The sequence below is a fragment of the Nocardia sp. NPDC057272 genome (genome assembly GCF_042668615.1).
Taxonomy (GTDB): domain Bacteria; phylum Actinomycetota; class Actinomycetes; order Mycobacteriales; family Mycobacteriaceae; genus Nocardia.
In genome coordinates, this window is sequence record NZ_JBHUYK010000004.1 from 252,478 (window position 1) to 277,979 (window position 25,502).

Sequence of the window (25,502 nt, forward strand, 5' to 3'; positions counted from 1 at the left end):
GCGCGCTACCGGGGCACCGCCCATCGGCGGCGGTGACGTGCGCAATAGCCAGGCGGATGCCCGCCCACGAACCGAACGCGCTGAATGCAGGGCTGGTCAGTCACCGCGGTTGTAGCGGGTCAGGTAACCGGCCATGGCCGCGACATCCTCGTCTGTCCAGTCGGCGAAACGCGCTTGGAAGGCCTCCCGGCGCCGACGTTCTGCCTCGCCGGCGACGGCTCGGCCCTCGAGGGTGGCGCGCAGGACGTGATTGCGCCGATTACCGGGATCGACCGCGCGTTCGAGGTAGCCGAGCTTCTCGAGTGCGCCGACCTGCCTGCTGACTGTCGATTTGTCGAGCAGGAACTGCTCGGCCAGGTCAGTGGCCAGGCAACCGTCGCGTTCGAGGATCAGGTCGAGAATGCTGTAGGCGACCAGGCTCAGCTCGGGATGTAGTTCGGCGGCGCGGCCGCGGGCACGGCGGGCGAAGGCGGTGAGTTCCCGCTGGATGGTGTCGACAGCCTGGGTTCTTGTGCTCCGCGCGTTCATAGTTGTATCATACAACCATACATAGTTGCATTTACCAACTGTTTGGAGATCTGTCCCGATGACTCGCACCCAGTTCCGGCACGTCGCCGGACATCTGCTGACGCCGCTGCTGATGTGTCTCGGCATGGCTTTGGCCTACCTCGGCGCGTTCCATCAGCCCGAGCCGAACAATCTCGCGCTCGCCGTGGTCGGCGACTCCCCGCAGACGATGGTGCTGGCACAGACGATGAAGGACAAGGGCGGCGCCGGGCTCGACATGGTCACCGTGCCCGATCGCGACGCGGCCATCGACGCGCTGCGCAATCGCGAGCTCGTCGGCGCCTATGTGCCCGACGGCACCAGGCCGGAGCTGCTGGTCGCCACCGCGAGCTCCGATACCGGCGCGATGGCCGCGGAGGTGGCGTTCCGGTCGGTGTCGGATCATCAGGGCGTACCGCTGGTGGTCACCGATGTGACGACCAAGGCGGGCGGTGACCCGACCGGGCAGGGCATCTTCTTCCTGCTGGTCGCGTTGAGCGTGGGCGCGTACGGCAGCGTCGCGGTGATCGGCGCGGCGGGCGCGCTGCTGCGGATGCGGGTGCGCGCCGCGATCGGCGTGGTGACCGCGCTGATCGTCAGCCTCATCGGCGTTGTGGTGGCAGGTCCGGTGTTCGGCGTGATCGACACCGATCTCGCGAGCGTGTTCGCCATCGCCTGGGTCTACGCCTCGGGCATCATCCTGATCGGCATCGGCCTGCACACGTTCTTGAAGCGCTGGACCACCCTCGCCCTGATCACCCTGTTCGTGATGCTGAACTTCACCACCTCCGGCGGCGTCTACGGGCCCGAACTCCAGAACGGGTTCTTCGGTGCGCTGCACTCGTTCTGGAACGGCGCCGACTTCGTCGAAGGCCTGCGCAGTCTGCTCTACTTCGACGGTGGCGCCGGGTTCGGCTCCCGCCTGTTCGGGTTGTTCGCCTGGCTGGTCGTGGGTGTGGCGCTGGTCGTGGTGGCCGGTCGGTACGAGGCCCGCCACGCTCCCCAGCCGGTCGCACCTGCCGCGGTCGAGGAAGAGATCGGCGAATCGGTCGCCGTCTGAGCCGTCGCTACCACGCCTGATCAGTCAGGTCAGGCCCCGGCGAATCCCGTTGCCCGACATCCGGACACACTGTTGCGGACCTCATCGACCGGGGTCGCCGGGGCACTGTCGTTTTCAGTGGCAGTCTTGTCGTGAATCGACCACGACTCCACGTAGACACGAGTACGGTGTAGCGCGCAACCGCGGACAGTCTGGCGCCGCGAGGGGGTGTAACAGCGGAAAGGGCGGGTGCCACCGATGAACGATCCCGACGCGCAACGCCCTGGCGACCCACTCCCCCTCGATCAGCGCTACGACGGCGCCGATCCGATCGAATGGTGCGGTGCGGCGGTCTATCCCATGTACACCGAGGCGCTGCCCGCCGGAACGACGGCGGTGCATCTGCGCGCGCTGTCGGTGATGGCACCCGAGGACGTGTCGGGTCTCGGCCTCGGCCTCTCCGTCCACGACGGGCACGTGAATCTGAACGGGAAATCGCTGGCGGGCGTCGACATCTGGTACGAAGCCCTCGCCGACGGCATCGACATCTCGGTGACCGCGGACGCACCCGACGCGCTGTTCACCCTCACACCGGTCTGGGTGGCCGAATCGGGCACACACCAATCCTGGACCGGCAACTACGGCATGGTCGTCGACCTGCTCCCCGACGGGGCCTCGACCCTGTGGTGCAGCACCGGTCCCGGCACACCCGATTTCAACGAACTGGTCGTCGAACTCAGCACCGGCCCGGCCGAACCGGCACGCCTCGAACCACCCCTCGACATGGTCGACCCGGCGACGACACCGCTCAGCCCGGCCCCTTCGACTCCCCCCGTCGAACCGAGTCCCCCAGCCGCTTCCACCGAACCGACACCATCGGCTCCCCTACCGAAAATCTCGATCGCGCCGGCCGACCCGCCGCAGCCCCCACGAACCAGCCAGGGCGTCGGCGGCGCCCTCCACGAACTGGGAACCGCCATGCACGAACGCGGCGAACACGACTCGGCCCGCGCCCTCTGGACCCAAGCCGCACAGGCAGGCCACAGCGGCGCCGCCTACGACCTGGGCGCCCTGCTCCTCCAGCAAGGCGAACGCGCCGCCGCCGAACGATGGTGGAAGGCCGCCGCCCACGACGACCCACGCGCCGCGGCCTCCCTCTCCGCCCTGTCCGAACAGCCTTAGGACGAGAAAACCGCCACCCGCGGTGATCCGCGGGCGGCGGCTTCGTGGCCGGCCTGTCTAGGGCGCCTGGTCCGCCAGCACCGCACCGGCTTCGGCCGAGACCTCACGCAAGGGCGTGAAATCGCGGGCGGCGATGTGGTGCGGGCGGCGCTGGGGAGCCGCGAAAGGCTCCACCAGGGCGTTTTCCACGCTGTTGAACACCAGGAAGATGTTCGAGCGCGGGAACGGGGTGATGTTGTTCGACGAACCGTGCATCATGTTGGAGTCGAACAACAGCGCCGAACCGGCCCGCCCGGTGAACTGGGTGATGCCGTAGCGGGCGGCCAGGAACGTGACGTCGTCCGTCGTCGGGACCCCGATTCGCTGCTCGCGCAACGACTCCCGATAGTGACCGCTCGGCGTTTCGCCCAGGCACGGCACGAAGGTGCGGTGTGAACCGGGCATCAGCATCAGGCTGCCGTTGAACGGGTAGTTGTCGGTCAACGCGATCGACAGACTCACCGCACGAGGGGTGGGCATGCCGTCCTCGGCGTGCCAGGTCTCGAAATCGGAATGCCAGCCGAAACCGCTACCACCGAAACCGGGCATGTAGTTCACCCGGGTCTGATGCAGGTACACCGGCGAACCGAGGATCTGCTCGGCCAGGCCGGCGATCCGCGACTCGGCGACCAGCTCCGCGATCGGTTTGCTGAGCTGATGCACCTGGAACACCGAACGGACCTGCCCCGCAACGGGTTCCACGATCACCCGTTCGTCGCCGTAGAGCACGGGGTCGGCCGCGAGGTGGCCGACCTCGGCGCCGAAGGCGGCCACCTCGTCGGGGGTGAGCAGGTCGGGGATCGTCGCGAAACCGTTCGCGTCGAACCCGATCAGCTCCGGCGAGGTGACCTGGCCCCACACCGTGGGATCGGTGCGTTCGATATGCGGGGCCGGCTCGGACAACCGGGTCGGGTAGCGGTCGAGCTGATCAGACACTGGCGCCATCCTCCTCGATAATCAGCGGATACACCCCGTTCTCATCGTGTACCTCGCGGCCGGTGACCGGCGGATTGAAAACACACAACATGCGCAGCTGGGTGCGGGCGGTGACCTGGTGACGTTCGTGGCCGTCGAGCAGGTACATCGAGCCCGGGCCAAGCTCGTACGTTGTCTGGTTGTCGAGATCGAGCAGGCTGCCCTCGCCCTCGACCAGCCACACCGCCTCGACGTGATTCTGGTAATGGAACCGGTGGACGGTGCCTGCCTCGATTGTAGTCTCGTGGAAGGAGAAACCGACCTTGTCGCCGCCGAGCACGATGCGCTTGCTGCGCCAGCCCGGACCTGCCACATCGCGTTCGGTGCCGGTGATCTCTTCGGTGGTGCGCACGATCATGCGGCACCGCCACAAACGGTGTCGATCGAGGAGACCAGCACCGACAGGCCCTGATCGAGTTCGTCGCTGCCCAGCGTCAACGGCGGCAACAGTTTCACGACCTCGTCCATCGACCCCGAGGTCTCCACCAGCAGACCCTGTTCGAACGCGGTGCGGCACACCTTGCCCGCCTGCGACGGGTCGTCGAAGACGATGCCGTGCACCATGCCGCGTCCACGAGTGGACACTCCGGCATGCCGCTGCGCGACCGCGTCGAGCGTGCGGCCCACGTAGGCGCCGTTCTCGGCGGTGCGCTGGGCGAGTTTGTCGTCGGACCAGTACTCGCGCAAGGCGGCGGTCGCGGTGACGAAGGCGGGGTTGTTGCCACGGAAGGTGCCGTTGTGCTCACCGGGCGCCCACTGGTCGTGCTCGGGCTTGAGCAGTACCAGCGCCATCGGCAGCCCGTAGCCGCCGATCGACTTGGACAGCGTCACGATGTCGGGGGTGATGCCGGCGATCTCGAAGGAGAAGAACGGGCCGGTGCGCCCGCAGCCCATCTGCACGTCGTCGACGATGAGCAGGATGTCGCGCGCGGCGCACAGTCCGGCCAGGTGACGCAGCCATTCGGCGCGGGCCAGGTTGACGCCGCCCTCACCCTGCACGGTCTCCACGATCACCGCGGCGGGGCGATCGAAGCCCGAGGAGCTGTCGTCGAGGACGCGCTGCATCCAGCCGAAGTCCTCGATGGTGTTGTCGAAGTAGCCGTCGTAGGGCATCGGGGTGGAGTGCTCGAGCGGCACCCCGGCACCGGCCCGCTTGGCGGCGTTGCCGGTCACCGACAGCGCACCGAGGGTCATGCCGTGGAAGGCATTGGTGAAGCTCAGGATGGTCTTGCGGCCGGTGACCTTGCGGGCCAGCTTGAGCGCCGCTTCGACGGCATTCGCGCCGGTCGGGCCAGGGAACTGGACCTTGTAGTCGAGGCCACGCGGCGAGAGCAGGTTGTCGCGGATGGTCTCGAGCAGTTCACGCTTGGCCACCGTCGACATGTCCAGGCCGTGGGTGATGCCGTTGCTGCCGATGTATTCCAGCAGCGCCTTTTTCAGAATCGGGTTGTTGTGTCCGTAGTTCAACGCGCCGGCGCCTGCGAAGAAGTCGAGGTATTCGCGGCCCTGCTCGTCGCGCAACCAGGCGCCTTCGGCGGTGCTGAAGATGGCCGGCCAGTCACGGCAGTATCCGCGCACGTTCGATTCCATGGCCTCGAAAATGCTGGTGTCGGTGGTCGTGATCATCGTCGTTCCTCCTGGCGCTGAGCCGGTGAAATCACATACAGCAGCTCTGCCTCGTGTGAATCGGGGAAATCGTTTTCTTCGAACAGGTCCTCGGTGCGCAAATCGGCACCGCGTTCCCGGGCCACCGCGGAGAACAGCGCATGCGAGGCGGTGTTTCCGGGTGAGATCGTGGTTTCCAAGGTGGTGATGCCCGCGCCGGCAACCGAATCGAGCAGCGCGTGCAGCATGGCGGCGGCCAGGCCGCGGCCACGAGCTTGCGCGTCGACGGCGATCTGCCAGACGAACAGCGTGTCCGGAGCTTCCGGACGCACATATCCGATGACGAATCCGACGGGCTGACCGTCACTTTCGGCAACCAACGAGGTTGCGGCGAAATCGCGACACCACAGCAGGTACGCGTAGCTGGAATTGACGTCGAGTACCTGCGAATCGCGGGCGATCCGCCACAGCTGGGCACCGTCGCCCAGCCGTGGATGACGCAATCTCGGTTCCGAACCAGGGGCCGCCGCGCTGGCGGCCGGCTCGATGGACATGGTGGACGTTGTCATATATCTAACGTGCCCAGCCGACTTTGCGGTCTTTGTGTCGAGCTCTTTGCGGTTGTATGACGAATCGTTTACTACGACTGCACGTCGAGGCGATACCCGAGACCGCGCACGGTAACCACGATGCGCGGGTCGGACGGGTCGCGTTCGATCTTGGTACGCAGGCGCCGCACGTGGACGTCGACGATGCGCTCGTCACCGAAAAAGCCCTGATCCCACACTCTTTCGAGCAGTACGGATCGACTCAGCACGCGACCGGGGGTCTCCGCCAGTTCACACAGCAACCGGAATTCGGTGACCGTGAGGTGGATCTCCTCGGCGCCGCGGCGCACCGCGCCCGCGTCGGCCGCCAGCACCAGTGGCGCGTGCGGATCGGCGTCGAGCACGGCCTCGGGGGTCGTGTCGCGATCGGCGGTGATGCGGGCGCGGCGGCGGAGCGCGCGCATCCTGGCGGTGATCTCCTTGATTTCGAACGGCTTGCTCACGAAGTCGTCGGCCCCCGCCTCCAGGGCCGCGACCACGTCGTGGGTGTCGTACCGGGTGCTGATCACGATGATCGGCACGTCGTGGTCACGACGGATCTCCCGGATGCAGTCGAAGCCGTCGGCTTCGCCGCGCATCAGGTCGACGATCATCAGATCGGGTGGCCCGTCGTTCCGCAGCCGATCGAGGGCGTCGGAAGGGACGCCTGCCTCGGCTACGGCATACCCTTCGTCTTCCATCGCGCGACGCAGGTCGCCGCGCATCTGGACATCGTCGTCCACGATCATCAGGTTCGCGCTCATGTGTGTGCACATCCTTTGCTGACACGCCGGGCGTGCGCCGGTGCACTGGGGGGTTTCGCGTCCCCAGACCGACACGACTACCCGCCTTCGAGCTTGTTACCGATCTGTTATGTACCCAGACTGCCCCCGGCGTAAACCCGTCGTAACAATTCGCCCGGTCGATCGGCGGTTCAGCGGTGCCGCTCCGATGGCATAGTCGTGGGCGTGACCCCGACTTTTGCTGACATCGAAGCCGCCGCGGCGCGGATCGACGGGCTGGTTCGCCCACTCACCGTCGCACCTGCCGGACCAGGGCCCGACCCGCTGTGGTTCGCGCTGGAGTTCTTGCAGTTCACCGGCACTTTCAAGGCGCGCGGGGCGCAGAACTTCGTCCGTGCGCATGCCGCCGCGGGAACGTTGCCGGACGCGGGTGTGACGATCGCCTCAGGTGGCAATGCCGGGCTGGCGTGTGCGTGGGCGGCGCGCGAGGCAGGGGTGCCCGCGACGGTGTTTCTGCCCGAGACCGCTCCCCCGGTCAAAATTGGTCGACTTCGTGACTACGGCGCCGAGGTTCGACTGATCGGTCCGGAGTACAAGCAGGCGCTGGCTGCGTGCCGGGAGTTCGCCGAGACCAGCGGTGCGCTGGCCGCCCACGCCTACGACCATCCGCTCGTCGCGGCGGGTGCGGGCACACTGATGCGCGAGATCCAGGCGCGGATCCCTGACCTGGATACGGTGCTCGTCGCTGTCGGTGGTGGCGGGTTGTTCACCGGAACAGCGGTCGCAGCACAGCATTTCGGGATTCGCACGGTGGCCGTCGAACCACAGGGCTGTCGATCGCTGAATGCCGCGCTCGAAGCCGGTCACCCGGTGGATGTCACCGTCGACTCGATCGCCGCGGATTCCCTCGGCGCCCCGAATGTGTCGGCGATGGCCCTGGCCGCCGCCCAGCATCCGAGTGTGCGGTCGGTGTTGGTGCCCGACGAGGCGATCCGCGCGGCCAGGCAGCAGCTGTGGGATTCCCATCGCATCGTCGTGGAGAACGGCGCGGCCACCGCGATGGCGGCGCTGCTCGACACCGGTTCGGGCCCGGTCTATCGGCCCGAACCCGGCGAACGGGTGTGCGTGATCCTGTGTGGGGCCAATACCGACCCCAGCGACCTCGTCTAGCGGACCAGGGCGTTCTTGTCGACGTAGTTGGTCATCGCGGAGTTCAGGCCGCGCATGGCCAAGGTGTAGCCGTAAGGGAAGTACCGCTGACCCCAGTGGGCCAACTGGATGTCGCGGGAGGTGTAGACCCAGTAGCGGTTGCGCTCGACACCCTTGATCACCGACGTGGCCGCCTGCTCCGGGGTGACGGCGTGGCGCATGAACAGCCTGATCGCCTTGTTCAGCGCCGCGTTGTCGCGGTCGACGCCCGCGATGTCGACGCTGTCGACCATTGGGGTGGCCATCGCGCCGGGGCAGACCAGGCTGACGCCGATCTTGTGGCGGCGCAGGTCGAACCGCAGCACCTCCGAGACACCGCGCAGGCCGAACTTGGTGGCGCTGTAGGGCGCGTGCCACGGTAGACCGAAGATGCCCGCCGCCGAGGACACGTTCACCAGGTGACCGCCGCGACCGGCGGTGATCATCGGGCGCACGAACTCCTCGATGATGTGGATGGGGCCCATCAGGTTGATGTCGACGGTGCGGCGCCACTGCTGGGGCGTGAGCTTGTCGACCGTGCCCCAGGTGGCGATGCCCGCGACGTTCATGACGATGTCGACATGGCTCACGGCCTCGAAGGTATGGGCGGCGAGACCGACGACCGCGGAATGGTCGCTCACGTCGGCCGCGTGCGCGAGATGCACCGTCGCCCCGGCCGCGCGCAGTTCCTCGGCGGTGGTGGTGAGCGCGTCGGCCGTGATGTCGGTGAGGACGAGCGAGGCCCCCTTCGCGGCGGCCGCGAACGCCGTGGCGCGGCCGAGGCCGCTGGCGGCACCGGTGATCAGGCAGGTCTTCCCGTCGAACTTCGTCATGACCCCGACCCTACGTTTGGTGAACAGATGCGTCTACGGTTCCGCGGTGATCGCGATGGTGGTCCAGCCGCCGACATGGATCCGGCTGCCTTCGCGCAGTGCGACCGCCTGCTGCGGTGTGATCGGTGATTCGGCGCCGTCCAAGCTGGTTCCGTTGGTGGAACCGAGGTCGGTGATGGTGAGCGCGCCGCTCTGATCGACCTGGATCATCGCATGCGCGCGGGAGACGCCGATATCCGCCGGGGCGATGCCGAGGTCGATCTCGGGCACGATCCCTTGCGAGGCCGATCGTTTTCCGATCAGGAACTGGCTGCCACGCAGGATGATTCGACGTTCGGGGTAGAAATCCGGGAATTCGACACGTTCGGCATCGGGTCCCTTGCGGGCTTGGACGCGCGCGTAGAACTCGCGGTCGGCGAAGATCCGCGCGACCCACACCCTGGATCGGCCGGACTCGGGCGGCGCGCCGGTAGCGATCATGGTGGGGTCGAACCCGCTCCGATGATCGGGATGCGCACCCGCACGTGACGATTCGAGCCGCCCCCCGGCCGAGGGATCGCCGAAGTCGGCCCGGGCGCGGTCGGCCGAGTCCGGCAGGTCACCGGGACGCGGCGACCTCACGGCCGGCGGCGGCAGGGCGCTGTCGTGGCCGCATCCTTCACAGAAGCGTCCGCTGGTCGGCGCGTGGCAGTTCGGGCACAGGCGCAGAGCCGCCGGGTCGGGCGCGGGTGCCGCGCCCAGAGCCGATCCGCACACATCGCAGTAGTCCGTCGACCGCGACTGGTGTCCGTCCGCGCACATCGGCATGTCAGCCGCCCTCCGGCCGCACCCGGGCGGTCTTGGTGGAGCGGATGTCGAGGGCGAGTTCGTCGGCCGCGGCGACCTGGCCGCGCAGCTTCACGGTGCCGTCGTGCTCGACCTCGACCACACCGCGCAGCAGTTTGGCGGTGGACTCGTGGCCGGAGGCGGCGGCCAGTTCCACCGCGCGCCGCAGCTTCGCGGTCGCGGTGGTGACATCGCCGTTGCGGCGCGCCGCCAGACCTTCCTGAACGGCCTGGGCCAGTTCGACCTGGCCGGTGTAGTGGGCCACGCGGGTACTGATGCGGGTCGACAGGGTCGAATCGGTGGTCCAGACCGCGCGCACCAGGCCCTGGCCCAGAACCTCGTCACCGGCCAGCACACTCAGCCGCGCGGCCAGCTTCTCCCGGCCCGGCGCGGCCGGTTCCAGTTCGATCTGCACGTGATATTCGCGTTCCTCGGCGGCCCACGACGACAGTGGGTAGTCCCCCACCTGCGCGCCCACGTCGGTCCGGCGCCCGGTCAGATCCTCGAGCACCGGCGAGACCTGTTTGACCATCCGCACCCGCGCACCAGCCGGAGTCCATACCTTCAGCGTCAGTTCCGGGATCACGCGCGCGGCCGAGGATCGCATCATCGCGGCGAAATCACGGGCCAGATCCTTCGGATCGGCGACGATGTTCGCGTCACCGGACAGTTTCGAGGCGATCTTGCGCAGCTCCTCGGCGACCCAGTCGTCGCCGACACCACGGCAGTCGCAGACGAAAAGCCCTTCGGCGCGGTCGAGTTCGGTCGCGAGCTCCTGGGGGGTCTCGTGTTCGTTCTTGCCGTCGGTGAGCAGAATCGCGTGCGCCTGCGCGCCGGGGTGCGCGGCGGCGACCTCGCGGGCCAGCGCCAGCCACGAACCCATCGCAGTGCCGCCGTCGGGCCGCAACCGATCCAGGGCCCGCCGGGCCGAGGCGCGGTGTGCGCGGTCGGCGGGGGCGGACAGGGTGTTGTCGCTCGGGTAGATCATCCGCGCCGACTCGGTGCCCTCGATGATGGCGAACGCGGTGCCGTCGGGGATCTCGTCGAGCGCGGTGCGGGTGGCGTTGCGCGCGTTCTCGAATTTGCGCTTGTTGCCCATCGACCCGGAGCAGTCGATGATCAGGATCTCGAGCCGCGGCGGCGGTGTCGCGACGGCGGCGAGTTCGGGACCGGTGGTCACCGTCAGCACCGCGTCCACCACGCTCGCGCCTTCGGCGAGGAATTCGTTCTGGTCGACGGCGATCGAGATACCGGCTGTCTCAGGGGAACTCATGACACTCCTGGTTCGGGCGATACGGCAACGGGCACCGGAGCCAGGGCGACCGTGATGTTGTCACTGCCCCCGCTGTTGAGGGCGAAGTCGGCGAGCGCGCGAGCGGCGGCCTGCGGCGAGGTCTCGACGGTGAAGCCGGCGAGCGCGACCGCCTCGGGCAGGTAGTTCCACAGGCCGTCGCTGCACAGCAGCAGCGTGCCGGGTTCGGTGGCGAGCATGCGTTGCAGGCAGTTCGCCGACCACGGCGCTTCGCCACCGTCGGCGCCGAGCCAGCGCAGCAGGGTGTGGGCGCGCGGGTCGTTCATCGCCGCGGTCTCGTCGAGGGCGCCCGCGTCGACGAGAGCCTGGGCCCAGGAATCGTCGACGCTGAGCCGGCGCGACGCGGTCGGATCGCCCGCCGCCAGCCAGAATGCCCTGCTGTCACCGACATTGGCGACGGTGATGTCGGTGCCCAGGCTCGTCTCGCGCACGATCGCGGACACGTAGGTGCACGACGGCGCGTACTCGGGAGTGCGTGACATGCCGCGCACCGCGGCGGTCGCCGCCGCCAGGCCCGCCATCGCGGCATCGGAGTCGGCCCTGCCCTCGGCCAGGGCGGCCAGAGCGGCATCGACACCGGTGCGGGCGGCATTGCCGGAGGCCGCTTGCGGATCCTGGGAAGTGGAGACGCCGTCGCTGACCACGATCACCCGGATGCCGTCGCCCTCGCGTACCGCGGCCGCGACCGCGTCTTCGTTGCGGGAGTGGCTGATTCCGCGGTCGGTGAGGACATACACCGCGCCGAGGTCTTCCTCGAAACGGTCGGGGACCGGCTTGGGGCTGCCGCACTTGACGCAGTAGCCGCCCTCGTAGCGGCGTTCACCGCAGGTCGAGCACTGCGGCACCGCGACCGGATCATGCACGGGCAGTGCGACTTTGCGCACGCCGAGTTCGCGACCGCAGCCTTCGCAGAAGCGGTACCCCGCCCGCGCCGAGCCCACGCAGTCGGCACAGCCCGGCGCCGTCACAGGGTGGTCCTGGGGCGCACCGAGTTCGCCTGGTCCACCAGGACGAATCGGGTCCACATGTCGTCGGCCTCGCGCGCCAGTGTCCGCAAGCATCGTTCCAATCCCGTCCGCACGCCCTGCTCGGTGAATTCCACGTCCAACAGCTTGCCTGGTGTACTCGGCAGCTGTCCCGACCGGATCCAGTTCAGTGCCGCCTCGAGGACGAACATCCGCACCTGTGCGGTGCGTTTGCGCGAGTCGAGGCGCAAGTGGTCGACCCGCTCGCCGGTCCGGCGGAGCAGATCCTCGTCGAGGTCGGCCGGATCCCGGTGCGTCAGCAGCGTTTCGACGGCGGAGACCCGAGCCTCGGTGAACATCGAGGAGGTGCGGTCGACCTGATCGAGGACCGCCACCGCGCCCGTGCGGTCACCGCCGGCGCGGCGCAGTCGCGCGGCGCCGAAGGCGGCGGACAGGTAGGTGTGGTCGGTGCGCCAGACCATTTCGTAGAGCGCCAGCGCGCGGCCGAGCTCGAAGGTTGCGGTGTCGGGCTGCTCGCCGCGGGCGGCGGCACCGAGCTCCAGTGCGGCCGCCAGCGCGAGTTTGGGAGCGGGTTCACCGGGCAGTGCCGCGTAGACCGACTCGAAATCCGCGGCCGCATCGGCATAGTCGCCGGTGAGCAGGGCGGCCTGGGCTCGATACCAGACGGGCCGCCAGTCGAATTCGAGCTCGGCGTCCAAGGCGGCCAGGCGGGTCAGCGCCGCAGCCGCGTCACCCGCTTCGAGCTCGGCGCGCACCAGTCGCAGCGGGATCTCGACCGACTCGCCCGATCCGGTCACCACCGCGCGCAATCCGGCGGTGAGTGCCCGCTCGAGTTCGGCCGGGGTCGCGGCATCGGTGGTCGCCAGCAGGGCGGCACCACTGTCGCCGGGGTCGACCAGCGGGGCGGGCAGGCCGGCGATGAGGGCGCCCGGTTCGGGTGTGACGCTGTCGATGCCGAAGACGGCACGGGCGGGACCGAACTGGCTCGACATGCCGGGACGTGGAATGCCGTCGCCGGTCGCCAGCACCTCCCGCAGCACACCGGTGAGCTGGTCGGCCATTTCGCTCGTCGAAGCGAAACGCGCCAGTGGGTCGGGGTCGGTGGACCGCCGCAGGAATCGGTACAGCGAATCGTGCTCGACCAGTAGCGGTTCGCTCTCGGGACCGGGGATCGGGCCGAGCTTGCCGTCGACGGAGGGCACTCGCATCATCAGCACAGCCAGTGTGCGGCCCGCGGTGTAGATCTCGGTGGCCACGGTCGGCCCGGTTTCGGCGATCTCGGGCGCCTGGTAGCCGAGGGTGCCGTAGATGGGGCTGGTGCGGTCGTCCATCGCGATGACCGCACCGAGGTCGATCAGTTCGAGGCGTTCCTCGGTCTGCATCACGTTGTCGGGTTTGAAATCGCAGTAGGCCCAGCCGCGAGCGTGCAGATAACCGAGCGCGGGCAGCATTTCCAGCACGTAGGCGATCGCCTGCGCGGGCGGCAGGTAGCGCTGGGTTTCGGCGCGGTGGGCGCGCAAAATCTGCTTGAGCGAGGTACCGCCGACATAGGCCATGACGATGTAGCCGACGGGTTCGCCGTCGGCGTCGGCGTGTTCGGTGAAGTTGTGGATCTTGACGATGTTGGGGTGGTCGACCTCGGCGAGGAAACGCCGTTCGGCCAGGGCGGCGGCCAGGGCGTCGGCGTCGCCGGTGTCGATGAGGCCTTTGAGGACCACCCAGCGTTTGTTGACGGCGCGGTCGGTGGCCAGATAGATCCAGCCGAGACCACCGTGGGCCAGCGCCCCCGCCACTTCGTACTGGCCGCCGACGAGATCGCCTGCCCGCAGCCGGGGCACGAACGAGTAGCGGGTGCCGCAGTGCGGGCAGAACCCGGAGGTACGGCCGGGAACACCGGCCTGGCCGCGACCGACAGGCTTGTCACACTTGCCGCAGAAGCGGTCGGATTCGGGCACCTGGGGGTCGGTGAGCACTGCCGTGGCCGGGTCCACGCGGGGGACCGGCGGCACTTCGACGAGCCCGGCGCCGAGCCTGCCGCGCGCGGCCGAACGCGCCGAGCCCGACCGGGTTCGGACCGAGCGACTCGAGGTGCGCCCGCTCGCGCTGACCGTCGACGCGGACGGGCTGTGCATCGGCCCCCTCACCGTGGCCGGCGCGGTACCGCAGGTGTCGCAGTAGCCGTCGGCGATCGTGCCGTCGCACTCGGGTTCGCCACAGCCGCCGGGAACCGGCACGGGTATCGGTGGCGGCTGCGGTTTCGCACTGCGCGGCTGCGCTGTCGTGCGTCCCGATCGGCCGTTGCCCGCGTGGCCTGCCTGCGGTACCGGTGGAGCGCTCGCGACGGGCGCGGTACCGCACAGTGCGCAGTAGCCGTCCTCGATCGCGCCGTCGCACCCCGGTTCACTACACCTCATGCTGTCCGCCCCGCTTTCTCCCCGATGATCGAACGATAGTCCGCGACGGCCCGGGTGACCGCGGCCAGATCGCACGGTGTGCGGGTGAGCAGACCGGCCGCGATCCGGTCGGCGGCGAGCACATCCCGGTCCTCGCTCACCCCGAGCCGCGAGGCCTTGGCGCGGTAAGCGGTGAGTCTGCCGCGCAGTTCGGCGCGCCGATCGAGCAGACCACGCGCCAATTCCTCACGCCGTGTGGCCTTTTCGGCAGCGTCGCCTGCCCGCACGCGCAGCGCGAGCAGATGTTCCACTGTCGGCCGATCGGGTGTACCGCCGAGAGTGTCGAGTTCGGTGCGCAGTCTCGTGGCCGGTTCGCCGCCGTCGGGTAGCTCGCCGGTCGCGACCTTGTGCTGAGCCTGGGTGACAGTGTCGTCGGCGCGATCTTGCCGTTCGCCGAGGTCGGCCAGCTGTGCGCGCAGGGCGGCGACAGCGCCGGGCAGATCGGCGGCAACGGCGAGATAGCCGCTGTGGCGGGCGGATTCGGTGTCGATCAGCGCCGTGAGCGACGCGAGGGCGGTGTCGATCTCGCCCGGCCCGAAACCGAGCGGATCGGTGCCCGCGCGACGCAAGAGCGTCGACAGTGGTTCGGTGGCCGCGTCCAGCGCGCCACGAGCTTGCTCGACGCGCTGTTGCAGCGGGGCGAGTGCACCGAGCACCTGTTCATCGACGGCCGCGACCTCGTCGGCGAACGGGGCGACGAAGGCGAACGCGGCGCGCATCCGGTCCAGGCAATCGGCGATGCCGACTGTCACGACGGTCTCACTGGGACCGGTCAGACCGCGCTGCGCCAAGGGGATCGGGATCCTCGCCACCTCGTGCGGGCGACCGCGCAGCAGTTCGGTGAGCCGCCCCCGCGACCGGTCGTCGACCCTGCCGCGACCGGCACGCACCGTCTGCGCCTCGCCGAGGATGGCGCGCACCCGCCCCAGGTCCTCCCAGAGTTCGCCCAGTGCCTTCTCCACCGGCGCCCACCGACGCGCGGTCTCCCCTGTCGGCGGATAGCGGCGGACCAGGGCCAGGCCGGGGTGGCGGTCCAGTTCCAGCAGGGTCGCGGTCACCGTCGCCAATTCCGCTGTGCGCCCCGCCAGTTCACGATCGATCTCGAGCACGCCGAGCATCGGCCAGCTCATCCGACGTACCGGGGCACCGGCGGGCCTTGCGAGGGGCCCAGAGTCGACAGGTGCTGGGCGTAGATCCGCTGCCAGGTGCCGTCGGTACGGGCGCGGTCGAGCACGCCGTTGACGAACCGCACCAGCTCGTCGCTGCCGCGCGGCACCCCCACCGCGTAGGCGCCCGCGCCGATCGGGTCGCCGACGACCTCGAGGTTGTGGTCCTGGGCGACCAGCCCCGCCAGGATCGGCTCGTCCCCGCTGATCGCGTCGACGGTGCCCTGCTGCAGCGCCACCAGGCAGTCGGTCCAATTAGTCACGCCGAGCACGGTGGGTGGGGTCGGCAGCGTGAACAGCGGCGCGGCGGCGGTGGTGCCCTTCGCGACGCAGACCCGCTTGCCCGCGAGCCCGGCGCCGTTGGTGATGCCCGCGCCGTGCGGGGCCGCGATGCGCTGCGCCGCACGGTAGTACACGCTCGAGAAGTCGACCTCACGGCGGCGTTCGCAGGTCGCCGAGAAGGTGCGCACGATCATGTCGACCTTCTTCTCCTGCAACAGCGGGATCCGGTCGGCCGCGGTGACCGAGCGCAGTTCGATCTTGTCCGGGTCACCGAACAGATCGCGCGCGATCTCCCTGGCCAGGTCGATGTCGAAACCCTCGAGCTTGCCGGTCGACGGGTTGCGGAACCCGAACATGTAAGTGTTCTGATCGACCCCGACCCGCAGCCTGCCGTTGGCGATGATGGCGGCCATCGCCGACCCCGCGGGCATCGCACCCGGTCGCGGCTGGGTGGTCGGTGCCAATGTCGCTTCGGTATCGCAGGTTCCGGTGCCCTCGGCCGTCGGTGCCGAGGTGATCGCTTCGGCGCCGGGCAACGGCGGGGCGACGGCGGTGGCGGCGATGGTCGACGGTTCGGGGGCGCCGGCACAGCCCGCGACCAGCGTGACGGCCGCGGCGAGCACGACCAGCAGTGGACGCCTCACAAGAACTCCTTGAGTCGTGGCCAGAGTCCGGAGATCACCGCGCCGGCCGCGGCCAGCAGCAGGAGCAGGGTGCCGAAGGGGCTGAGGGTCAACGATGTTCCGGCGGCGGCGACACCGTCGCGCAGGTCGTCGCGGGCCTGGGCGAGGTCGTCGCGCAGTTCCTGGTCGAGGCGGGCGAAGCTGGTGGCCGAGCTGTCGGGGCCGGTGCCGATCGCCTGGGTCACCGCGCCGGGATAGTCGGCCTTCTCGTAGGCGGTGCGCTGGGCATTGTGCCCCGCGTTCCAATTCGTCAGCGCGCGTTCGGCATCGGAGTCGCCGCCACCGGCCGCGGTGAGACGCCCACGCAGGTCGCCGCTGTGGGTTTGGAAGGCCTTCTCCGTGGCGGTGATGTCGCCACGGGTGATCAGGGCCAGGGTTTCGTCGGTGCGAGCTTGCTGGGCCAGGATGCGGGCCCCCGCCAGGTTCTCCACGCGCGCTCCGGCGCCGGAACTGCCGTCCTCGAGCAATTGCGCGGCGGTCAGGGTGGCGCCCGCGGTCCACAGCAGCGCCACCAGGGCGGCCAGCGCCGCCATCGCCATGCCGGTGTTGACCAGGCGGTTCGTCCGGCGCAGCAACACGATCGACCCGGCCAGGCACACCACGAGGACCAGCAACAGGAGCACGATGCTCGTCCACGGCAACGCGCCGATGCGCTGCTGATCCTCGCGCACCGCGGCGAAGCGTGCCTTGCTGAGTTGTTCGGCATTGGGCAGAAGTGATGTCTGCATCAGATCCGAAGCCTGACGCAGGTATGCCGACCCCACCGGGAAGCCCTGACGGTTGTTGGCGCGCGCGGTCTCCACCAAGCCCGTGTAGGTCGGCAGGTCGGCGGCGATGCGGGCGACGATCGCCCTGGTCTGCGCGTCGGTGGCGCCGGCGGTCGCCTCGGCCAGCGCGGCGGCGGCCTCGGCGAGCGCCTGCTCGTAGGTGTCGCGTACCTGCGGTGATTCGATGCCGCCGGACAGGAACGCCGTCGCGGCGCCCGCGTCGGCGGCCGAGAGCGACACGTACAGGCTCTGCGCGGCGAAAGCCAGCGGCTCGGTCCGCTCCAGCACCTGTTCGGTGCGTACGATCTTGGCGTCGAGCTGTTGGCCCGCCGTCGATCCGGCAACCAGACAGGCCACCGTGGTCACGACGAGGACCACCCCGATCGCACCTGGTGTCGTCGCGGCGAATCGCCGCAGCCACGTCCCCGCGTCACGGATGGTCGCCGGTAGGCGAGATCCCACACCGTCCTCCTTCATCTCCCCGGGCGGTGTCTTCGACCGCGATAGTACGGGAGCCGCTGAAAGTTCGCCCGGGTGAAGGAAATCGGCTGAAACGAGACAGCGAGAAGGGCCACCTCGCGACCCAACGGCCACGGTGTGGACACGCAAGTATCCGATGCGGCCGATTCCTGACCGCGACATCCCCCGAATTCGTGGAACAAAATCGTCGACAGTGACCGCTAACGGGTAGGACTAGACTCTTTTCCTACGGTGACCCTCGGGTAGATCGGAGTTGACATGTCGAAATTGCTGAACTCCTTGTCCGAAGACGAGTACGTCCTGATTCGCGGCACAAAGAAAGCGCAGTTGGCCGACCTCGACGAAGAGGCCCTGATCCGGCTGCACACCCGGGTGCGGCGGGCACGCAACAAATTCGTCAAGTTGTATCGCCGCGCCGGCGCGGCCAAGGTGGAAGCCAAAGGGGCGCGCGGCGCCGGAAAATCGGCGAACACCCACAACGCGGGCAAAGCGGAAGTCTTCGAAAGCGCGCTCAGCAGGGTGAGCCGCCAGTTGGCCACGGCCTCGAAGCGCAATGCCCGCAAGTTGAAAGCCGAGAGGCTCGCCCGCGCCCGCAAGGACGCGCCATCGTTCAGCGAGATCGGCACCGGTGACGGCAAGGTGCGCTCCGCGGGGAAAGCGCGCACCGATGCCACCCGCGAGTCCTCCGGTCGAAAGAAGTTCGAGGCCTCCAGTATCGCCGCGGGGGCACGGCGCCAAGCCGAGAAGGACGAGCGCCATCGTCAGTAGCGCACCTAGGCGCCGATGCGCTCCTCGCCCGGCTGCACGGTGGTGCCGGTCTTGCTGAACCGCAGCACACCGTCCTCGATCGGGGCCTTGTGCATCAGGGTGCGGTCCCGGTAGTAGTTGTTGACCAATTTCCAGGCACCGCGCGCGCCCTGGCGGGGCATGGCGTCGTTGCCGCGCTGGATGTAGCCCGAGGTGAGGGCGCCACCCATGAGCGACTCGTCGGCGATGTCGTCAGGGTTGGCGTGCACCTCGAAGGTGGTGTAGCCGCGGTCGCGCATGATGTTGAGCACGCGGCACAGGTACGCGGCGGCGAGGTCGGCCTTCAGGGTCCAGGAGGCGTTGGTGTAGCCGATGATCATCAGGAAGTTCGGGATGTCGGAGTACAGGACGCTCTTGTAGGCGACCGTCTCGTTGAACTTCACCGGGGTGCCGTCGATGGTGAGCGTGATGCCGCCGAGCATCTGCACGTTCAGGCCGGTGGCGGTGACGATGATGTCGGCCTCGAGCTCCTGGCCCGACTCGGTCAGGATGCCCTTCTCGGTGAACTTCGCGATGCGGTCGGTGACGATGTCGGCCTTGCCGCTCTTGAGCACCTTGAACAGGTCGCCGTTGGGCACCACGCACAGGCGCTGATCCCACGGGTTGTAGCTGGGGGTGAAGTGGCGCAGGTCCACCTTCTTGCCGAGCTGCAGGCGCACCTGAGCCAGCATCAGCTTCTTGGCCAGCTCGGGGTTGGTGCGCGAGAGCTGGAAGCTGGCGCGCTGCAGGGCGATGTTGCGGGCGCGACCGATCTTGTAAGCGATCGCGTCGGGCACGCGCGACTTCTTGAATCCGATCGCGACCGGGTCGTCCGAGGGCAGTGCCTGGATCCAGGTGGGCGAACGCTGCAGCATGGTGACGTGCGCGGCGGTGTCGGCCATCGACGGGATCAGCGTGATCGCGGTGGCGCCGGAACCGATGACGACGACCTTCTTACCCGCGTAATCCAGATCCTCGGGCCAGTGCTGGGGGTGCACGATCTGACCCTTGAAGTCGTCCTGACCGGGGAATTCGGGCTGGTAGCCCTTGTCGTAGTTGTAGTAGCCGCTGGCGCCGACGACGAAGTTCGCGGTCCAGGTCTCGGTCTCGCCGGTCGCCTCGATCACGGCCTGCACGGTCCACAGCGCGGTGCCACGATCGAAATCGGCGGTGACGACCTTGCGGCCGAACGTGATGTGGTCGGTGACGCCGTATTCCTTGGCGGTGTCCTCGACGTACTGCCGGATGCTGGCGCCGTCGGCGAGCACCTTGGTGCCGATCCAGGGGCGGAAACCGAAGCCGAAGGTGAGCATGTCCGAGTCCGAGCGGATGCCGGGGTACTTGAACAGGTCCCAGGTACCACCGATGTTCTCGCGGCGCTCGAGGATCGCGTAGGTGCGTCCGGTCTGCTCGCGAGTCAGGTGACAGGCCGTACCGATTCCGGAGAGGCCAGCGCCGATGATCAGTACGTCGACATGCCGCGTCATTGAGGAAACTCGTTTCGTAGGGTCGCCGGCCCGAGCACCGTCGCCCGAGCTTTCCACGAGGTTACGTGTTTCGCATAGTTACGTCTAGTTCGGTGTGGCTGCGCCGCGGCGTGTCGGGGGTTGCGCGCACGGTGATCGGAATCCGTGACGAGGGCGGGCGCACCGGTCAGCATCGAGGGATGACCGATCACCGACTGTCGTTTCACTGGTTCCTGCCCACCTACGGCGACTCACGCGGCCTGATGGCGGGCGGACACGGCAGCTTCATGTCCGGTGACCGCCCCGCGACGCTGCGCTATCTCAACCAGCTCACCGCCGCGGCCGAGGACAACGGCTTCGAAGGTGTACTGACCCCGACCGGCGCCTGGTGCGAGGACGCGTGGCTCACCACCGCCATGCTCGTGCAGACCAGCGAGACGCTGAAGTTCCTGGTCGCGCTGCGTCCCGGCCTGACCAGCCCCACCCTGGCCGCCCAGATGGCGGCGACGTTCCAGCGGCATTCCGCCGGGCGTCTGCTGCTCAATGTCGTCACCGGTGGCGAGCAGCGCGAGCAGGAGGCCTACGGCGACTTCCTGGACAAGACCGAGCGCTACGCGCGCACCGGCGAGTTCTTGCACATCGTGCGCGAACTGTGGTCGTCGACCGAGCCGTTCAGCTTCACCGGCGAACATCTGCGGGTCAAGGACGCGATCCTCAGCGCCCGCCCCGATCCGGTTCCGCCGGTGTTCTTCGGCGGTTCGTCAGGGCCTGCCGGGCCGATCGCCGCCCGCTACGCCGACACCTACCTCACCTGGGGCGAACCGGTGGACGCGGTCGCGAAGAAGCTGGACTGGATTCGCGGGCTGGCCGCGATCGAGGGCCGCAGCGTCGACTTCGGCCTGCGCATCCACGTGATCAGCCGCGATACCGCCGCCGAGGCGTGGACCGAGGCCGACCGGCTCCTCGACGGCATCTCCCCCGGTGAGATCGAACGGGTGCAGGCGAACCTGGCCAAGAGCGACTCCGAGGGGCAGCGCCGGATGGCGCGTCTGCACAACGGGCGCACCGATGGGCTCGAGATCGCCCCGAATCTGTGGGCGGGCGTCGGCCTGGTGCGCGGGGGCGCGGGCACGGCGCTGGTCGGGTCGCACGCCGAGGTGGCCGATCGACTGCTCGAGTACGCCGCCATCGGGATCGACCACTTCATCCTGTCCGGGTATCCGCATCTGGAGGAGGCGTACTGGTTCGGTGAGGGCGTGCTGCCGATCCTGGAGCGCAAGGGTGTGTGGACTCACCCCTCGCGGCCGGTGTCGGTGCCCACCGTCGCGCCGTTCACCGCGGCCGCCAGTAGCTGACGCCTCAGGGCGCACCCCGGTTCAGGGGCGCGCCTCGAGGTTCGAGCCGAGCCCTTGGAATGGCAGTCTCTGCACCCTTGCCCTTGCTGCCGTTCGCCGGGTGGCGCGCTGGCCCAACATCTTTCGATGAGGGTGTGACCTGCGGATTTTCCGGTGACCAGGCGGTAGGACTCAAATGCCATGACGCACACCGTGCTTGGCTGCACCGCACTCCCCCAACCGTTTTCGGCATCGAGTGCAGCCGGGGTTCCACGTGAATCAGTGCAGTTCGGGGCGGGTCGGGCAGTGACCGACAGGGCCGGTGGCCCGCGGCGATAGGCTCGACAGCGTGACTCTCACCGTCGGCTTCGACCTGGACATGACTCTCATCGATTCACGTCCGGGCGTCGCCCTGGCGATCGACACCCTCGCGCGCGAGTTCGATCTCCCGATGGTCGGCTCACACTTCGCCGAGCACCTCGGCCCGCCACTGGCGACGCTGCTCGGCGACGCGGGCGCGCCCGACGATCTGATCCCCCACCTGGTCACCCGGTACCGCGAGCTGTACCCGGATGTCATCGGCCACATCGGCGCCCTCCCCGGCGCCGACGACGCCCTGGCCGCCGTGCGGGCGGGCGGCGGTCGGACGCTGGTCGTCACCGGGAAATTCGAGCCGCACGCGCGCCTGCACGTCGATCATCTCGGCTGGCAGGTCGATCGCCTCGCCGGTGACCTGTGGGCGACCGGAAAGGCCGATGTGTTGCGCGAGGAGTCGGCCCACATCTTCGTCGGAGACCACGCGGGCGACATGCGCGGCGCCAAGGCGGCGGGCGTGGTGGCCGTCGGCGTCACGACCGGACCCTACGACGCCGACGGATTGTGGACCGCGGGCGCCGATGTGGTCCTGGACGATCTCACCCGGTTCGGCGAATGGCTGTCCGATCACGCCTCCGGGCGATAGTCCTCGAAACAGCTTGTGACGCACACCAGTTCCGGAACCCATCCGCGGCCCGGCGCGTTCACCGGTCATGCCGACCGACCCCTACTGGAACCACAACACGCACTACCACCCCTGGGTACTCGATCAGGTGCCCGACACTGCCCGCACGGCATTGGACATCGGCTGCGGTGACGGGTTACTCGCCCGCAAATTAGCGACCCGCTGCGACGCGGTGCTCGGCGTCGACATCGACGACCGGGTCATCGCCAACGCACCCGCCGCCCCCAACGTCCACCTCGAACACGCCGACTTCCGCGACCTCGACCAAACCTTCGACGTGGTCACCGCCGTCGCCACTTTGCACCATGTCCCGGTACGGGAGGGCGTCACCGCCCTGCGCCATCTCGTCGCCCCCGGCGGCACCCTCGCGGTGGTCGGCCTCTGGAAGATGCACCCGGTCAGCGACTTCCACTATCTCCCCCTCCTGCCCGCGATCTGGGGCCTGGATCGGTGGCGGCGCCGGTCGCGCGGCGGCCCCGATGTCGCGCTGGCCGATCCACGCGAGACCCTCGCCGAAATCCGTTCCGCCGCCGCCGAACACCTGCCCGGTGCCGAGATCCACCGCCGCCTGATGTGGCGCTACACGCTGCGCTGGCAGCGCCCACGCTGAGCTGTCACCGCGACACCGCTGGCTGACCCGACCCCCTCCGTCGGTCCGTATTGTCCGAATCGATGCGGGAGGTCCGCCCACCCGGTGATACAGTCCGGCAGGATTTTTCGATGGGGAGGGTCAGTCATCAACGCAACACGGACAGTTGGGTGGCGCACCGGGTTCGGGGGGGTCGGCTCGATGAATCGCACCAGGTGGATCATCGCGAGCCTGGTGGCGGTGGTCGCGGTCGTCGTGGCGGTGGTCGTCGTCGTGGTGGTCACCCGCGACGAGGATCCACGTGAATTCGTCGCGGAGAAGTACCGGCGAGCGCAACAACTCGATCAGGCGAACAACGGCCTGGCCTTCCTCGCCACCGCCGCACCGGCCGCGGTGGCCGCCACGATCGCGAAAGCCACCGACCCACGCGGCCGGCGCAATACCGGCGACAACCACTATCTGCGCTTCGACCACGATCTCGTCGCGGTGTCACCGCATGCCAGTGGCTCCCTGATCCTCGTCGACAGCTACGCCAACGGCACGCGCCGCCATCACGCCCACACCAGCGGTTACGGCTGGACCAGCGGCTCCGCGGCGGGCGACTACCGCGGCGGCGGCAGCGACAACGGCGGCAAGTAGTTCATTCGGGGCATCTCGCCCGCACAGCACAGGAGGACACTCATGCTCGCCGACCTGGCGGCGGACGCGGGCGCCGCGCTCGCCTATTCCGCGGTGGGAATCGTGTTGATGGCCGTCGGATTCGGCGTCGTCGACCTGCTCACCCCGGGCGACCTGCGCGCCCAGATCTGGATCGAACGCAACCGCAACGCCGCGATCCTGCTCGCCTCGAACCTGTTCGGGGTCGGGATCATCGTGGCCGTGGCCATCTGGACCTCGGAAGGCAAGATCGCCGAGGCGCTGCTGTCCAGCGCGATCTACGGGGTGATCGGGCTGGCCGCGATGACGGTGGCGTTCGTGCTGCTCGACGCGCTCACCCCCGGTGACTTCCGGGCCGTCGTCGCCGACGCCGAACCGCATCCGGCGGTGTGGGTCACGGCGTCGGCGCATGTCGCGGTCGCGCTGGTGGTGGCCGCGGGCCTGACCTGATGCCCCGGCACCGCCTGGCCAGGGCGGCGCTACTGGCGACCGTGTTCGTCTGCGCGGCATGCGGTTTGGTGTACGAGCTGTCGCTGGTCACCCTGGGCAGCTATCTGATCGGTGACACCGCCGCGCAGGCGTCGATCACGTTGAGCGTGATGGTCTGTTCGATGGGTGTCGGCGCGCTGCTGGCGAAACCGCTCCGGTCGCGTGCCGCCGCGGCTTTCGTGGCCGTGGAACTGGCATTGGCCGTCGTCGGCGGCCTGTCGGTGGCTGCCCTGTACGCCAGTTACGCGTGGCTCAATATCTATACCGGCACGCTGGTGCTGGCGTCGGCTGTGATCGGGATGCTCGTCGGTGCGGAGATTCCGTTGCTGATGGAGTTGCTCCAGGACATCCGCGAGCAGGAGGCCGGCAGTGCGGTCGCCGACCTGTTCGCGGCCGACTACGTGGGTGCGCTGCTGGGTGGCCTGGCGTTTCCGTTCCTGCTGCTGCCGGTGTTCGGGCAGATCCGCGGCAGCCTGGTGGTCGGGGTGGTGAACGCGATCGCCGGACTCGCGTTGGCGTTCTTCTTCTTTCGCGACACGATGACGCGCGGCGCCCGCCACACCCTGATCGCCGCGACCGTCGTGGTGGCTTGCGGACTGACCGGAAGTTACCTCTACGCCGACCGTTTCGAGGCGACCGCGCAGCAGGCGCTGTTCGCCCACCCGATCGTGTGGCAGACGCGCACGCCCTATCAGCAGATCGTGCTCACCGAATCGTTCTCCCCGTTCGCCACCACCGACACCCGCCTCTATCTCAACGGCGGACTCCAGTTCTCCTCGGTCGACGAATACCGCTATCACGAGGCGCTGGTGCATCCGGTGCTGGCGGGCCCGCACCGTTCGGTGCTGGTGCTGGGCGGCGGCGACGGCCTCGCGCTGCGTGAGATCCTGCGCTATCGCGACATCGCCGAGGTGACCCTGGTCGAACTCGATCCGGCGATGATCGAGCTGGCCCGCACCGACGACCGGCTCACCGATCTCAACCGCCGCGCGTTCGACGACCGACGGGTCACCGTGGTCAACGCCGATGCCTTCACCTGGTTACGCAGTGCCCCAGGGCTTTTCGACGCGGTGATCGTCGACCTGCCCGATCCCGACCAGACCTCGGTGGCCAAGCTGTACTCGCAGGAGTTCTACGCGATGACCGCCAACGTGCTGGCCCCCGGCGCCCGCATGGTCGTCCAATCGGGCTCGCCCTTCTTCGCCCCGCGCTCCTTCTGGACCATCGACGCCACCGTGCGCTCCGCGGGCCTGCACACCACCCCGTATCACGTGGACGTCCCGAGCTTCGGCGACTGGGGCTTCGTACTGGCCTCGGCCGGCGCGGCGCCGGCTCCGTCCCTGCGCAGCCCCGGTCCCCTGCGTTCCCTGGACGAGACCACCCTCACCGCGGCCACCGTCTTCCCACCGGACCGCCGAGCGGTCGACCCCGAGGTCTCGACGCTGATGCGGCCGGTGATCCTGGATCTGCAACGCCAAGAATGGCGTTGA

The 25,502-nt window shown here is 68.7% G+C and carries 25 protein-coding genes; 10 read left to right on the forward strand and 15 right to left on the reverse strand.

Annotation, left to right across the window (positions count from 1 at the left end; all coding sequences use genetic code 11):
- Positions 1-96: 96 nt before the first annotated feature.
- A complete protein-coding gene (locus ACFULV_RS08465) occupies positions 97-528 on the reverse strand; it encodes a MarR family winged helix-turn-helix transcriptional regulator (RefSeq protein WP_378654601.1) in 432 nt (143 codons plus the stop codon).
- 58 nt (positions 529-586) lie between these two features.
- Here ACFULV_RS08465 and ACFULV_RS08470 point away from each other — a divergent pair, with 58 nt between their 5' ends.
- A complete protein-coding gene (locus ACFULV_RS08470; RefSeq protein WP_378654604.1) occupies positions 587-1,606 on the forward strand; it encodes a hypothetical protein in 1,020 nt (339 codons plus the stop codon).
- A 237-nt stretch (positions 1,607-1,843) separates the two neighbouring features.
- Complete coding sequence (locus ACFULV_RS08475; protein ID WP_378654607.1) at positions 1,844-2,767, forward strand: hypothetical protein; 924 nt, start codon at positions 1,844-1,846, stop codon at positions 2,765-2,767.
- A gap of 57 nt (positions 2,768-2,824) precedes the next feature.
- Here ACFULV_RS08475 and thpD read toward each other — a convergent pair whose 3' ends face one another.
- The 5 genes from thpD to ACFULV_RS08500 form a co-directional block, all read right to left on the reverse strand.
- Positions 2,825-3,751 carry an ectoine hydroxylase gene (thpD, locus tag ACFULV_RS08480; RefSeq protein ID WP_378654610.1) on the reverse strand — a complete coding sequence of 309 codons (927 nt, stop codon included), beginning with the start codon at positions 3,749-3,751 and terminating at the stop codon, positions 2,825-2,827.
- Positions 3,735-4,139, reverse strand: a complete 405-nt coding sequence (locus ACFULV_RS08485; RefSeq protein ID WP_378627675.1) for an ectoine synthase — start codon at positions 4,137-4,139, stop codon at positions 3,735-3,737. The genes thpD and ACFULV_RS08485 overlap by 17 nt, the downstream gene beginning before the upstream one ends.
- Complete coding sequence (ectB, locus tag ACFULV_RS08490) at positions 4,136-5,407, reverse strand: diaminobutyrate--2-oxoglutarate transaminase (protein ID WP_378627672.1); 1,272 nt, start codon at positions 5,405-5,407, stop codon at positions 4,136-4,138. The genes ACFULV_RS08485 and ectB overlap by 4 nt, the downstream gene beginning before the upstream one ends.
- A complete protein-coding gene (gene ectA, locus ACFULV_RS08495; RefSeq protein ID WP_378627670.1) occupies positions 5,404-5,955 on the reverse strand; it encodes a diaminobutyrate acetyltransferase in 552 nt (183 codons plus the stop codon). Before ectA ends, ectB begins: the two co-directional genes overlap by 4 nt.
- 71 nt (positions 5,956-6,026) lie before the next feature.
- Entirely contained in the window at positions 6,027-6,737 is a 711-nt protein-coding gene (locus ACFULV_RS08500) for a response regulator transcription factor (protein ID WP_357369059.1), read from the reverse strand.
- 204 nt (positions 6,738-6,941) lie between these two features.
- Between ACFULV_RS08500 and ACFULV_RS08505 the strand changes: the two genes are divergently transcribed.
- Positions 6,942-7,886 carry a threonine/serine dehydratase gene (locus ACFULV_RS08505; protein ID WP_378654613.1) on the forward strand — a complete coding sequence of 315 codons (945 nt, stop codon included), beginning with the start codon at positions 6,942-6,944 and terminating at the stop codon, positions 7,884-7,886.
- On the opposite strand, the gene ACFULV_RS08510 is transcribed toward ACFULV_RS08505, so the two are convergent.
- Genes ACFULV_RS08510 through ACFULV_RS08545 form a run of 8 tightly spaced genes read right to left on the reverse strand, consistent with a single transcriptional unit; the run spans position 7,883 to position 17,673 of the window.
- Positions 7,883-8,737 carry an SDR family oxidoreductase gene (locus ACFULV_RS08510; RefSeq protein ID WP_378627665.1) on the reverse strand — a complete coding sequence of 285 codons (855 nt, stop codon included), beginning with the start codon at positions 8,735-8,737 and terminating at the stop codon, positions 7,883-7,885. The genes ACFULV_RS08505 and ACFULV_RS08510 overlap by 4 nt on opposite strands.
- 33 nt (positions 8,738-8,770) lie before the next feature.
- Complete coding sequence (locus tag ACFULV_RS08515; RefSeq protein ID WP_378654616.1) at positions 8,771-9,544, reverse strand: FHA domain-containing protein; 774 nt, start codon at positions 9,542-9,544, stop codon at positions 8,771-8,773.
- A gap of 1 nt (position 9,545) precedes the next feature.
- Positions 9,546-10,835: a VWA domain-containing protein gene (locus ACFULV_RS08520; protein WP_378627661.1), complete on the reverse strand. Its 1,290-nt coding sequence runs from the start codon at positions 10,833-10,835 to the stop codon at positions 9,546-9,548.
- Positions 10,832-11,842 (reverse strand): PP2C family protein-serine/threonine phosphatase, encoded by a 1,011-nt coding sequence (locus ACFULV_RS08525; protein WP_378654619.1) that lies wholly within the window; start codon positions 11,840-11,842, stop codon positions 10,832-10,834. Before ACFULV_RS08525 ends, ACFULV_RS08520 begins: the two co-directional genes overlap by 4 nt.
- Complete coding sequence (locus ACFULV_RS08530; protein WP_378654621.1) at positions 11,839-14,274, reverse strand: tetratricopeptide repeat protein; 2,436 nt, start codon at positions 14,272-14,274, stop codon at positions 11,839-11,841. The genes ACFULV_RS08525 and ACFULV_RS08530 overlap by 4 nt, the downstream gene beginning before the upstream one ends.
- Positions 14,271-15,443, reverse strand: a complete 1,173-nt coding sequence (locus ACFULV_RS08535; protein ID WP_378654624.1) for a hypothetical protein — start codon at positions 15,441-15,443, stop codon at positions 14,271-14,273. The genes ACFULV_RS08530 and ACFULV_RS08535 overlap by 4 nt, the downstream gene beginning before the upstream one ends.
- The gene (locus ACFULV_RS08540) at positions 15,440-16,405 is read right to left on the reverse strand and encodes a glutamate ABC transporter substrate-binding protein (protein ID WP_378627650.1); all 966 of its coding nucleotides are present in this window, start codon (positions 16,403-16,405) and stop codon (positions 15,440-15,442) included. Before ACFULV_RS08540 ends, ACFULV_RS08535 begins: the two co-directional genes overlap by 4 nt.
- A complete protein-coding gene (locus ACFULV_RS08545; protein ID WP_378654627.1) occupies positions 16,402-17,673 on the reverse strand; it encodes a hypothetical protein in 1,272 nt (423 codons plus the stop codon). The genes ACFULV_RS08540 and ACFULV_RS08545 overlap by 4 nt, the downstream gene beginning before the upstream one ends.
- A gap of 276 nt (positions 17,674-17,949) precedes the next feature.
- On the opposite strand from ACFULV_RS08545, the gene ACFULV_RS08550 reads away from it, so the two are divergent.
- Positions 17,950-18,459, forward strand: coding sequence for a hypothetical protein (locus ACFULV_RS08550; protein WP_378654629.1), 510 nt, complete (start codon positions 17,950-17,952; stop codon positions 18,457-18,459).
- 5 nt (positions 18,460-18,464) lie between these two features.
- Here the strand turns inward: ACFULV_RS08550 and ACFULV_RS08555 are convergent, their stop codons facing one another.
- Entirely contained in the window at positions 18,465-19,964 is a 1,500-nt protein-coding gene (locus ACFULV_RS08555) for a flavin-containing monooxygenase (RefSeq protein ID WP_378654632.1), read from the reverse strand.
- A gap of 179 nt (positions 19,965-20,143) precedes the next feature.
- On the opposite strand from ACFULV_RS08555, the gene ACFULV_RS08560 reads away from it, so the two are divergent.
- The 6 genes from ACFULV_RS08560 to ACFULV_RS08585 all read left to right on the forward strand — a co-directional run bounded on the left by ACFULV_RS08560 (position 20,144) and on the right by ACFULV_RS08585 (position 25,502).
- The gene (locus ACFULV_RS08560; protein WP_378654635.1) at positions 20,144-21,298 is read left to right on the forward strand and encodes an LLM class flavin-dependent oxidoreductase; all 1,155 of its coding nucleotides are present in this window, start codon (positions 20,144-20,146) and stop codon (positions 21,296-21,298) included.
- A 328-nt stretch (positions 21,299-21,626) separates the two neighbouring features.
- Complete coding sequence (locus tag ACFULV_RS08565; RefSeq protein WP_378654638.1) at positions 21,627-22,238, forward strand: HAD family hydrolase; 612 nt, start codon at positions 21,627-21,629, stop codon at positions 22,236-22,238.
- A gap of 67 nt (positions 22,239-22,305) precedes the next feature.
- A complete protein-coding gene (locus ACFULV_RS08570; RefSeq protein WP_378627633.1) occupies positions 22,306-22,887 on the forward strand; it encodes a class I SAM-dependent methyltransferase in 582 nt (193 codons plus the stop codon).
- 180 nt (positions 22,888-23,067) lie between these two features.
- A complete protein-coding gene (locus tag ACFULV_RS08575; RefSeq protein ID WP_378654641.1) occupies positions 23,068-23,505 on the forward strand; it encodes a DUF4247 domain-containing protein in 438 nt (145 codons plus the stop codon).
- Positions 23,506-23,547: 42 nt separating this feature from the next.
- A complete protein-coding gene (locus tag ACFULV_RS08580) occupies positions 23,548-23,973 on the forward strand; it encodes a DUF350 domain-containing protein (RefSeq protein WP_378654643.1) in 426 nt (141 codons plus the stop codon).
- Positions 23,973-25,502 carry a polyamine aminopropyltransferase gene (locus tag ACFULV_RS08585; protein ID WP_378654646.1) on the forward strand — a complete coding sequence of 510 codons (1,530 nt, stop codon included), beginning with the start codon at positions 23,973-23,975 and terminating at the stop codon, positions 25,500-25,502. The genes ACFULV_RS08580 and ACFULV_RS08585 overlap by 1 nt, the downstream gene beginning before the upstream one ends.